At 57.2% G+C, this 10,830-nt stretch carries 10 protein-coding genes and 1 pseudogene; 2 read left to right on the top strand and 9 right to left on the bottom strand.

The features are described 5' to 3' along the window. On the top strand, nt 1-180 hold a 180-nt coding region (locus tag SB764_RS37670), incomplete at its 5' end, for a hypothetical protein (protein WP_410866415.1). A 349-nt stretch (nt 181-529) separates the two neighbouring features. Here SB764_RS37670 and SB764_RS37675 read toward each other — a convergent pair. The 3 genes from SB764_RS37675 to SB764_RS37685 all read right to left on the bottom strand — a co-directional run bounded on the left by SB764_RS37675 (nt 530) and on the right by SB764_RS37685 (nt 4,193). Further along, entirely contained in the window at nt 530-1,384 is an 855-nt protein-coding gene (locus SB764_RS37675) for a restriction endonuclease (RefSeq protein WP_410866416.1), read from the bottom strand. Between the two features lie 125 nt (nt 1,385-1,509). Further along, complete coding sequence (locus tag SB764_RS37680) at nt 1,510-3,150, bottom strand: TIGR02391 family protein (RefSeq protein ID WP_410866417.1); 1,641 nt, start codon at nt 3,148-3,150, stop codon at nt 1,510-1,512. Then, nucleotides 3,147-4,193, bottom strand: coding sequence for a DNA cytosine methyltransferase (locus SB764_RS37685; protein WP_410866418.1), 1,047 nt, complete (start codon nt 4,191-4,193; stop codon nt 3,147-3,149). The genes SB764_RS37680 and SB764_RS37685 overlap by 4 nt, the downstream gene beginning before the upstream one ends. A gap of 23 nt (nt 4,194-4,216) precedes the next feature. Between SB764_RS37685 and SB764_RS37690 the strand changes: the two genes are divergently transcribed. Then, complete coding sequence (locus tag SB764_RS37690) at nt 4,217-4,438, top strand: hypothetical protein (RefSeq protein WP_410866419.1); 222 nt, start codon at nt 4,217-4,219, stop codon at nt 4,436-4,438. A gap of 142 nt (nt 4,439-4,580) precedes the next feature. Here the strand turns inward: SB764_RS37690 and SB764_RS37695 are convergent, their stop codons facing one another. The 6 genes and pseudogenes from SB764_RS37695 to SB764_RS37720 form a co-directional block, all read right to left on the bottom strand. Next, nucleotides 4,581-5,006, bottom strand: a complete 426-nt coding sequence (locus SB764_RS37695; protein ID WP_410866420.1) for a hypothetical protein — start codon at nt 5,004-5,006, stop codon at nt 4,581-4,583. After that, entirely contained in the window at nt 4,936-6,975 is a 2,040-nt protein-coding gene (locus SB764_RS37700) for an integrase (RefSeq protein WP_410866421.1), read from the bottom strand. The genes SB764_RS37695 and SB764_RS37700 overlap by 71 nt, the downstream gene beginning before the upstream one ends. Before the next feature lie 4 nt (nt 6,976-6,979). Further along, nucleotides 6,980-8,485 (bottom strand): tyrosine-type recombinase/integrase, encoded by a 1,506-nt coding sequence (locus SB764_RS37705; RefSeq protein ID WP_410866422.1) that lies wholly within the window; start codon nt 8,483-8,485, stop codon nt 6,980-6,982. Nucleotides 8,486-8,606: 121 nt separating this feature from the next. After that, on the bottom strand, nt 8,607-9,812 hold the full coding sequence (locus SB764_RS37710; RefSeq protein WP_410866423.1) for a tyrosine-type recombinase/integrase: 1,206 nt from the start codon (nt 9,810-9,812) through the stop codon (nt 8,607-8,609). Between the two features lie 254 nt (nt 9,813-10,066). Beyond that, complete coding sequence (locus SB764_RS37715; RefSeq protein WP_410866424.1) at nt 10,067-10,600, bottom strand: single-stranded DNA-binding protein; 534 nt, start codon at nt 10,598-10,600, stop codon at nt 10,067-10,069. Between the two features lie 54 nt (nt 10,601-10,654). Next, nucleotides 10,655-10,830 (bottom strand): annotated as a pseudogene (locus SB764_RS37720) (MFS transporter); the annotation flags it as partial.

The following is a 10,830-nucleotide window of genomic DNA, read 5'->3' on the forward strand; positions in this document are numbered from 1 at the left end:
TGCTGCCCCATCGATGGCAGCCGAAACAGGCCAACGAATAACCTCGCGCTTCAAGACGGGATCGCTGGCCGCTTACTTCTGTTCTGTATTTTTGTCAAGATTCAGGCTAACGAAGAAGCCCGCGGGCACGACTATGTCACTAGCACAGAAACACAAATATTTAAAAGTGGCCGCCAATAAGTGAAAGGCGTACGATCGATGCGCTGAAAGCGCAGGAGACAGGATCAGGTTAGCCGCGTTTGGGCTGTTTGTTGCATGAAATGATCACGCACTTGCGCTAGCTTTCAGCGCAGGATCGGCGTGTTGTTCGCGTCGCTCGCGTTCGCCATTCGGTTGAAACGGAGCGAGTCAGCACTCCCGAACACTATAATTTGGCGCGAGCACTGCTTCAGTGTCAAATGGCGCCCGTCCGTAACTGGATGCACAACCAAATCGCGAAGTAATAGCCTCCGCTCGTCTGCTAATGCGTCCAACAAAGAGATAATTGGTACAACAAATCCGCCACCTGTGATGCGCCACCAACCCGGCTTCATCGCCGCTTTCGTCGCCCTGGCATAACCATCGGAGTGGCAGGCAGCGGGCTACCTGAATAGAACTCAGAAATCAAACGTTCGCGTCTGATTTCTGCAAACGCAAACCCATTTATCGGAACAACATTTTCCGTGCATGGCTGCACTATAAGGTATCGCCCTCGCATTGCGTCGCCTGTCAAGATGTAGGCTGCAAGATGCCGCATCCCCAAGCCCCGCACGATCCACCGAGGCTTCAAACGACATACTTCTGCATACTCTTCGGCGTGCGCACGCGAGATGAACAGTGCTCCGAAGAGTTCATCCCCTTGTGCAAAAGCATAGGGTTCTTTCGTCTCAGGATCGTACAACGTCCAGAACGGTTCACCTTTTACCTCGGGCCCAGGCATTACAACATCGTCCAAGCGTAATGCAAGAAGTTGTCCGATGGACGGAAGCTCTTTAACTGAAAGCACGCTCAGGCCATTCTCGTTGGCAGAGTCAACCGCGCCGCTTTGATACCCACTTGCTGAGACGATTATGCCGACCACTCCCTGACAATCGTACACCTTCATCGCAAACGCGAGAACATCGTCACGTTCCATAGGGCGCGTGGTGTTCTTGCATTCGATCGCTACCCGGTGCCGCACACCAGCAATCTCGAATTCATAGTACACGTCTATCTCGTAAACACTCCCCTTTGATCCCCGTAAGCTGACTCCTCGACCAACTACAGCGTTCTCAAGCTCAAGATCAAGCAACGTCTGATAGACATTGCGGACGTGATCCTCGAGCCCAGGCCCATCCCCTACTTCAGGCCTCGTGGTGCTTTCTTTGAGCGCAGCTATAACACCTGCAATCGAGCGTTTGTTCATGACATATCAATACAACGAAAAATTAAAGAGACTACGCGCATCACACTGTCTGGCTGCTCAAATTGCGGCGTGAACTCGACTATGCGTGAACTGATAAAGCCAGCCTGCCGCGATCACGCCAGCACTCAAGTATTCGCCACTAGATTCACTGTTGCGTTGTCCAAGCGCGACGCCAAGTAAGAGATGAGGCTCAAAATGTTGAGGCAATCCAGTTCAGAAATAACTGCCGGCACGACCTTGGACATTGGCGCGTGATTAATCGGATTCCGGAAACCTCGAATCAACCCACGCGTTAACAGTTGTTGCCCGTCCTGCATGTTAATTTTTGTTTCAGATGAAAGATCGCTTATCTGAATAATGGGTGGTTTGGTGATTTTGTTCTTTTCGATGGTCAATGAAAATAGAGTCGCAAGCTCAACGCCGTCGACTTCCTTGCCAGAGAGCTCGCGGAGTTTCTGACCATACAGTTTCGCGCCCTGATCGGCAGCATGCCCGTACTGCTGATTCTTATAATATTCAGCGACGCCGTCCCGGATGCTCTCGTGCAGATGTCGCCAGTGCAGCAGTGGATATTCAGGGACGAGGGCGTAAAGGGCTTTAACCACTGGTGTAAAGGTTTCAGCGACTTCCTCACTGTCACCCATTTCTTTCACGATGGTTTCCACAGATTGGCGAACATCATTAGGAAGAGTGCTGAGCCACTTCTCCCGATCGATGCCGGTTGTTTTCTTGAGATCCTTGTCCTTCTTCTCGGCACGTTTTTTACGCCAATCCTGATTTACACGTGCGATCAGTTGAGAAAGATATTTCCTGAACACCCCCATTTCGGCATTGTCCCAATTGATGGATTGCCGGTTTGTCGAAATAACATCTTCGTCTAGGAGGTCAATGAAATCAGCCTTGATCCAGCCGGTCAGGTATTGATAAAAATGGCTCGACGCACTGTCTGAGAAATATTCAGGAAGGTTAACGAGCTTACCCCGAGAAAAAATCGCAATGCCTCTGAGGCCGGAACTCGGCGGGATTGGGGTCTTCGCGGTAATGAAGGTAAACTCGAGCTTGCCGCAATATTGATCGTCGGCCTTGACGAGGTCTCGCGTTTCCCATCTGAACTGTTCTTCTACATTGTCGTACCGGCGATCATTCGAGATCTCTATTTCGTTTCCTCTGGAGTCTCTCAAAATGATACGAAAATCCTTATCGACAATGAATATTCGCGATAGGCTGTCTGCGATGGCTCCAATATCAAACGGACTCTTGCGCTTCAGATTGGAAAGCTGGATCGTCGTACCAGATTTTTTTTTGACCTTTTGGTCAATTAAATCAGTTTGGGGACTGTACACACCTTTGGCGAGCAGTAGGGAATCCCAGTTCAGTGTGAAGCGGTTGCGCAGGCCGCCGTTGACGGTATCGACTACTACGTCCTTTGCCAGACCAAAAAGCGCTAGCTTACCCAGTCCTTTCTTGCCCGTTGCGAGGCGCCGAAATTTCGGAGAGGGCTTGTCTCCTTCGTCTTTGCGTCGATTGCGTCCGATGACGAGGAATTTCTGCTGAATGTCAGCGGATGACATGCCCAAACCATCGTCAATCACCGTGATTGCCGTCGGCGTGCCATTCTGCTCGAGAAATTCGACCTCAACCTTGCTGGCATCGGCATCGTAGGCGTTCGAAATCAGCTCAGCAAGAGCGGGAGGCAGCGTAGCGTACATTTTTACGCCAAGATGTTCGATTGTCTTCGGATCAAACTTCAACTCATACTTGCTCACGCTTCGACTCCCCGTAAATGTGCCTTGAATTGCGCTGCCTGGCGTCTAATAAATTCGGGTGGTAATGCATTGCCAATCATCAGTGCAGCAGCATCTTTGCCACCAGCCATCGAAAATCTGTACTTTGGCGGGAAGGTTTGCAGCAGTGCTGCTTCGCGAAGCGTGATTGCCCGGTTTTGCTCCGGATGGATGAAACGGCCCTTGGATGGGTTTGTGCATCCACCAGTAATTGTCGGTGCAACGTCCTTCCAGGCCATACGGCCATACACATCGCGATAGCTGCCAGGACGCCTAAGGTGGCAATCAAGCCAGTATTTTTTCGGGATGTCTGCTCGCGATCCTCCATCCTTCGGTACAAGTGAAATGATCGTTTGAACCTTTTCACTTCTAGACGTCGGAAAGTCGTGCAGGGCATCGCCACTTTCTCCGGGGGGCATCAATCCAGAAATGGCGTCCATAACCGTTTTCCGGCGAGCTGTGGCTTTTGCATCCGCAATCGTGCCGTACCGCGACGCTTTAACTAGTAGCCTTTTTCGACGCTGTGGCACGCCGTAGTCTGCGGCATTCTTGACCTGGGCAAAGTTGTCATCGATGTGATAGCCGAGATCTCTTAGGCGAACCTTCAGCTCGTCGATTCTCCAGTCTTTCGCGAGTGCTGGAACATTTTCAAGCATGACCGTTTTAGGGAGCATGACTTCGATGAAGCGAACGAACTCGAAAACGAGATCGTTTCGGTCGTCCTCGATTGCGGTCGCCTTGTTGCGGGTCCTGTGGCTTGAAAATCCCTGGCATGGGGGACAGCCAGCCAGCAGGTCCAGCGCCCCGGTCTCCAAACCGAGGTCTGCCATGATCTGCTCAGGACATAGCTTGCGAATATCACCCTCATATATTCGCGATTTTCGATTGTTAAGCTTATAGGTCTCGGCAGCGACCGGATTCTGCTCCACTCCAGCCAGGACGCGAAATCCCGCTTTCTTCAACCCCACGGTCAAGCCGCCGGCACCACAAAACAGATCGATTGCGGTGTGGTTCGTTCTGGTCATTTTTGGTTTTTGAGTGTGCGCTCATGGTTATTTCCACCGAAATGGTATCTACAAATCGTATCTCTGGCGAGAGAGTGGCGCTCGCTCATTCAGCATGCATCAAAATGACTGATGCCAACCAAATCGATGCCGAGCTGAACAACGTCGAGCTAGGAAAGGCATTTACCAGTTCCCGACGCTTTTTGTCGGCAGTAGCGAGACAGTTGCAGACTGGAGCATGGACGATGACGGCATCTGCGATCTGACGGAAGTCCGGCAAGTGTCCTTGGCAGGGTCTGTCGAGCTAAGACTGGAACTTTTGGCAGTCAACTAGCTGGACGGAAGACGCCACTCTTGCCGCCCGCCCTGCTTGTCGTTGATGTCTTATGTGCAACGGATGCGAAGCGGTCACGTACCCTTTCTGTTCAGAGAATCAAGCGGCCGGTCCAACTCACCGATACTTATGCCGCGCCGTGAGCAGTGAAATGCAATGCGTTGCCAACGCTGAAGCCACTGCTGCTCCAACGCTTCATAGCGCCTGATCTGCAGTCGCAGGTTCTCGATCGTCTGATCGAGATACGTAAGCTCGTCGCTGCGGGAGCGCGACCGCGAAAGTCGCCCCGGAGTCGCGAGTGTACGCTTCGCCTCCTGGTAGGCATGCCTGATCGTCTCATGACGACTCAGCGCCTGCCGTGTAAATCCTGAGAATGCCTCGATCCGCTGCCATGTCAGCTTTGTGCCGAGTTCGCCGTCACGCCAGCGATCAAGTTCGGCGACGATGGCCGCCGCCTTGCGCTCGCTGATTTTCGAGTTCGCCCGGATCGCTTTCGGCATGGCTGCCTCCTTCGTCGATATAGCGTACAAGGTCGGCCTCATTGACGTTCAGCGCTGCCAGTTGCGTCATGAGCTGCCCGTAACGGATGCGCAGGTGCTCCAGCCAGCCCGGCTCGACCAGCACCTGTCCGGCGAACTGCATCTGGACATTCTGCAGACTCAGATAGACGACCGCCGCCTGTCGCTTGAGCTCGTCTGAGCGCGAAACATCGCGCTTCAGCCAGATGTATTCGTCGCAGTTGACCGTACACTGCAGATGACGCGGACACGGCGCCATCTGGAAGTCGTGGATGCACATTCCAGGTCCGACGTCATGAACGGCATGAATGCGTGCTGCCAGAAACGTGTGCGCAACCTCGACTGGGAGCACCTTTGCGATCTCCGTGACGGCGCCGCCCACGTGGCCGGCCATGATGTCCGCCGCCACCTTCGCGGCTTTCTGGGCGGGTGTGAGGTGCTGATAGGCCTTCGTGTCCGCGGCGTGCTTGCGCCCGAACCATTTCGTCTGCACAAGATCTGGCGCCCCCCCCTCATCCAGAAGGTGGTTGAGGAAGTGACGGAAACCATGCGAGCGGACATTTATCACGCCACCACGACTACCAACGATCGCATGACGCTCGAAGACCGAGCGGATCACGCCACGTCCAGTCAGGAAGTCCCGCACATTCTGGTCCGTGATGGGGCGCGCCGCATGGGTCAAGGTCGACCTGGTGCCGCGGTGCATCTGATTCGCGTAGACGACGCACAACGCTTCGTGGAGCCGAACTCCCTGGCCGGGAGAACCTGGTATCGTGGGGAACGTCCAGTGGTCGGCACGAAGCCCCCGAAGCAGTGCCTCGCGACTGATCCTCGTCCCCTTTGCCACGACGTCATACGCAATGTTCCGAGCCTTGAGGAACTGAATGACCTGCCTGCTGCGCAAACCCAGTATCGACGGCAACGAGCTCCCGTCAATTTCTGCCTGCAACGGTACCCCTGCGAGCAACCCTCCCGACTCATGGAACGAGAGTGCAACCTGTCGCGCGCCCTCTGTCGCCTGGCGCAGTTCAGTCAGCGCCGCCTCCACAACCGGTTCTGTTTCCGTCAGCAGCGGTTTGCTTTCCCACTCGACAGTGACATCGTCGGCCCGTCCCTTCAGGCGCGCGTAGCGCAGGATCTTGCTACCGTCCTCGGCCAGCGACAGGGGTTTCTCGGGCAAGGTCAGCATTTCGCCGATCCGCAAGCCTGTGCACACCATTACCGTCGCAATCAGGATCATGATCCGATCGGCACTGATCGGATCATGCGGTGACGCACTGCGCGGAATCTGCTGGTACAGGGAACCGATCGCGCGAATGGCATCCTCATCCGGCAGGCGGCTTTCTATCCCGACCACCTGACTCGCAGCATCGATACGGTCAGGTGTCATCGATTTCGGACGGCGTTTGCGCCGGCAGCGCCAGTCAAGCCGCAGGCGACACAGACCGTTGCGGTCGAGTGCGTCGGCGAACTCTTCGATGTGGCCGACAACCTTGTATGCGGATGATTCCCGCTCGCGTTCGAACAGCTTCGCAGCAGCGGCATCCAGGTGGTCTGCCGTCAGTTCACCGATGTCGTGATCACGATCCGCGAGCGCATCGAACACGTAACGCGTGGCCCGGACGAACACCATGTGACTACCCGCCGACTGGCCCCTTTGGCGATGCCGCAGACAGACGAGTGACTTCACCACATCCCCGAACGGCCCGCTCAGCGGCGCACCGGGCACGCGAGGCGTGTCGCCATGCTGAGTGAACAGCAACCGCTGCGCGGGCCGGTCCGCCTTGTAACCACGGGTGCGGTGCCGGTAGGCCTCTGAGACGTCCCAGCTTGCACTGTCCCAATCCGCGCCCGCAAACGGTACGGCAGCTCTGGCTCTCGTCACAAGCACAACTCGATTGGCGAGCCAGTTTTCAGACGGCACGCCGACCGCGCAGGCATGCGCAGCCATGGATTTACGCTTTCTTGCGAGGCCTGCGCACATATTCCTCTACCTCACGGATGACCTCTCCGACGGCATAGATGACATCATCGAGCTGGATCGACAGGCGCGAACCGTACCGGCTTTGACGGTCCTCGCGGCCCGCAAGCAGCTCGTTCAGCACGGCATGATGGCCGGCTTCCACATAGGGCTGGAATTTCGGGCAGAGATAGCACGAGAACGGTGGATCGAGGGCACAGAGCCAGTCCTGTCCGCAGGCGCCAATTTCAACGGGAGTTGTGGCCGAGACGTCTCCAACAAACCGGATACTTTTGGCAGGATCGGAACCATTCACTGCGGACGCCGCGGATGGCAACAGGTTTCCGCGAAACAGTCTCATCAATGGTCCAATCCTGAGCGCGGCTGCGCGATCCAGGATTGCCGTCAGTCGCCGCCCCTTCAGCGCGTAGTAAACCTGAACGTGCTGAGTATCAGAGTGGTCAAGCATGGCGGCCAGCACTTTCCTGGACACACCCAGCTCGACCATCGTCGTTGCGAACGTATAGCGCAAGCGCCGTGAACTGATACGCAGCGGGCCCATTGTGCGAGGCGACACGAGCTTCATGCGCTTCGAGAACTGCTTTAGCAGCCGGGTGAACGACTGCGCAGTGACGTGGTAAGCGTATTCGCCCATATCCGTTCCCTCACGCCATCTGTCGACATTGCGCCGCATGAACAGCGGCCTGGGACGGTTTCCGCAGTCGATCACCTCGTTGACCTCAATCAGCTTCCTCAGGAGACCTGCCAGCTCGTCGCTCACCCGCTCCTCAATGAACACCTGCCTGACGCCAACACCCGGCTTCTTGGTTCTCGGAATGGCCAGTATCCATTGCGCCGGTACGTTGAATCCTTCGAGCGCATTCTTCAGATCCGCCTCCCGCAGCAGGCAGAAGTTGGCGGGATTGCGGCCGTAAGCAAGACTGAGCGCGACGGCCGTGCGCTGCATCACGTGCAGCCGGGCCATGGACACGTCGTCCTGCAACGCGCGACGCAGAACCATTACTTCAGTGTCCCAGAGCGGCCCGCAGTCTTCGTCTTCGAGTTCAACCGCAAGACGCGAGGCCCGCGCTGGGATCCGGACCTCATCGAGTTCGAGGGCGAATTCCTCGTCGAAACCGAGGCAGTCCAGCATTTCCGATGACCAGATGTACCAGCTGCGCAGTTCATAAAACTCATCCATCGCTTTCCGCACGCGCAGGGCCTGGATTGCTTTCTCCATCTGGATGCGTAGGGCAGTTCGAAGGCGCAACGGATCGTCGATTATCGAGAGGTGCTCCCACAGTTTCTGCAGCTCACCAGCAGGCTCATCGTCACTGAGGGGCCGGCCACGAAGCGCTGCCGTCGTTACCCGTATGGCACCCGCGACGCTCGCGCCAGACTGCCGCGCAAGAAGGTGCACAGCCCATCGTCGCAATGTGTAGTTCACGATAACGTTGCAGTCGACCAGGTCGGACCAATCAATAGACACGTGGGCGGTCATTACATTGAATTTCCATCTCGTGCCACTAAGGTCCATCCGCCGTCCGTCACGATCCACAACGTAATTGGGCAACGACGGAAGTTTGTATCGCCGCCGATGCCCAGCCATCGCCCGGTTCACGTCACCGTTGGTCACACGCCACCCCGGCAGATTTTGCAAAGAACGTGGCCTGATAACCCAGACTGATCTCGCACGATTCCCGCCGGATCGCGGCATCGATATACGGTCTCACCGAGTCCGACGAGCGCCAGCCGAAGAAGTACATCATGTCCTTGTCGACGCGCTCCTCATCAAGGCCGCTACTTAAGCCCGCTGTGCGGAAGTTGGTGGCGCAGGTACTACGCAGGCAGTGCGGATGGAGGTCATCAAATTCAGGATGAACGGCGGCAACCTGATCAAGCAGACCGTTCACGCGCGCGAGGCTCATCGGTTGGCCATCCCGGCTCAGAAACAGGAACGGGCTCTTCCCGGCCCCGGGAATCGTCCTGCGCACCTTGCAGATGTACTCATTGAGATATCGGGCAAGCGACGCATCGCACGGCAGATATCTCGACTCGGTCTTGACCTGCGGCTCGTTGATTCGCGGATCGGCGGGATCGTCGGGTGAGCGCTCCACCCGGATCTCGGGAATGGCGCGGGACAGGTGGCAGTCTGAAACCCGGAGCTTGAGCAACTCGCCCCGCCGCAACCCGAGCGTGGCCAAGATGAGTACGATCAGGAAGTTGCGCTGGCGATACGGCCTTTTCCAGGGATTTTCGCCAGAGTCCGGATGGCAAACCTGCAGCAACCGCTGCAATTGTTCGGCAGACAGCGGCGCCGCGTGTACGGCAACTGGCAAACGGGCTCGTGCCGCAGTGGCGAAGCCCCGTTCGATGAGCGTCAGCCGTGCCCGCATGTCCCGGATTTCCGGGCAGCCGGCAGGCATTGCCGACATTGCACACTCGAGGTGCCTGACGACACATTGCGAAACGACGTTCAGCCGGAACGCCACCGTGGTAGGTGAGACAACCAGTCTGCGGACTTTCCCGACCATCCGGAAGTTGCGTCGGAGCCAGGGGTAGAGTTGGCTGACGATTTCGTCCTGCGTAAGGCCTTCTCCAGAGACGAGCCGCTCTTCAAGCGGAAAGGCCTCCCGCGAAGCCCACGCCCACAGGTAGCCCAACACGTACAACGTCTTGACGAGGCTGCTGACCGACAGCCGGAGACGCAGGCGCCTGATCAGATACACATTGATCCACGCTACCGGTTGCCTGTCGGCGTCCAGCAGGATCGGCAGACGTTCACCGCCCGGATGCCGCACCGTGACTACGTGAAATCGGGGATCCATCGACATCTCCCGGATGCTCCGAACCACCGTAGCAGATGTTTACGACTTTTCCGTGGCAGTACCCCGCGACGCCCTGCTGTCCGGCCCTCCCAATCCTGAAGTTGACGGTAAAAGTTACGAACAAAAAATCGGCGGCAGCCGCGGTACCCCTCCGGCAAATGTTGCGGGTCAGGGAAAGTACTGGAGCCCAGATATAAAAAGAAAAACCCCGCACAAAGGCGGGGTTGATCTTTACAGTTTTCGGTTACGAAACCTCAGAACGGAATATCGTCGTCCATTTCGTCGAAGCCGCCGCCGGCCGGGGCGTTCGAACGGCCAGCGCCGCCGCCCGAGCCGCCACCGCTCGAACGCGGTGCACCGCCGCCGCCCGAAGCACGGCCACCGCCGCGCGGTGCGCTGTCACGGCTGTAGCCGCCGTCGTCGCCCATGTCGCTGCCCGCCGACGCGCCGCCGCTGCGGCCGCCCAGCATCTGCATCTGATCGGCGACGATTTCCGTCGAATAACGGTCGGTGCCGTCCTGCGCCTGCCACTTGCGGGTGCGGATGCGGCCTTCGATATACACCGACGAGCCCTTCTTCAGGTACTCCGAGACGATCTCGGCCAGACGGCCAAAGAACGCCACGCGGTGCCATTCGGTCATTTCCTTGAACTCGCCGGACGCCTTGTCCTTATAGCGGTCGGTGGTCGCGAGGCGGATGTTCGCCACGGCGTCACCGCTCGGCAGATAGCGCACTTCCGGCTCGGCGCCGAGGTTGCCGACGAGGATCACCTTGTTCACGGATGCCATGTATTTCTCCAGTTGATTCCGATCAGGCGCGCCGAAGCGCGTTCAAACGCACGCTCACGCGCGCTCAGCGCGTTTGGGCGGCGCCTTCATGTTGGCCGCGATTATAAGCCAGCAGAACACGAGGCCTGAGCACGTATAGAAAACGGTGCTTGCGCCGTCGTGTTTGAGCAGCCAGCCGCCCACCACGCCGCCAAGCGCGAGCCCGATCGACTGCGTGGTGTTATAGACGC

This window comes from Paraburkholderia sp. SIMBA_027, from assembly GCF_046535315.1.
GTDB classification, from domain to species: domain Bacteria; phylum Pseudomonadota; class Gammaproteobacteria; order Burkholderiales; family Burkholderiaceae; genus Paraburkholderia; species Paraburkholderia tropica.

What these genes read in the sequence shown, in the direction of transcription:
- SB764_RS37675 (WP_410866416.1), bottom strand. Translation starts at nt 1,384, where the DNA reads ATGAACAAACGCTCGATTGCAGGTGTTATAGCTGCGCTCAAAGAAAGC.
- SB764_RS37695 (WP_410866420.1), bottom strand. Translation starts at nt 5,006, where the DNA reads ATGCCGAAAGCGATCCGGGCGAACTCGAAAATCAGCGAGCGCAAGGCG.
- SB764_RS37685 (WP_410866418.1), bottom strand. Translation starts at nt 4,193, where the DNA reads ATGACCAGAACGAACCACACCGCAATCGATCTGTTTTGTGGTGCCGGC.
- SB764_RS37715 (WP_410866424.1), bottom strand. Translation starts at nt 10,600, where the DNA reads ATGGCATCCGTGAACAAGGTGATCCTCGTCGGCAACCTCGGCGCCGAG.
- SB764_RS37705 (WP_410866422.1), bottom strand. Translation starts at nt 8,485, where the DNA reads ATGACCGCCCACGTGTCTATTGATTGGTCCGACCTGGTCGACTGCAAC.
- SB764_RS37690 (WP_410866419.1), top strand. Translation starts at nt 4,217, where the DNA reads ATGGTTATTTCCACCGAAATGGTATCTACAAATCGTATCTCTGGCGAG.
- SB764_RS37700 (WP_410866421.1), bottom strand. Translation starts at nt 6,975, where the DNA reads ATGGCTGCGCATGCCTGCGCGGTCGGCGTGCCGTCTGAAAACTGGCTC.
- SB764_RS37710 (WP_410866423.1), bottom strand. Translation starts at nt 9,812, where the DNA reads ATGGATCCCCGATTTCACGTAGTCACGGTGCGGCATCCGGGCGGTGAA.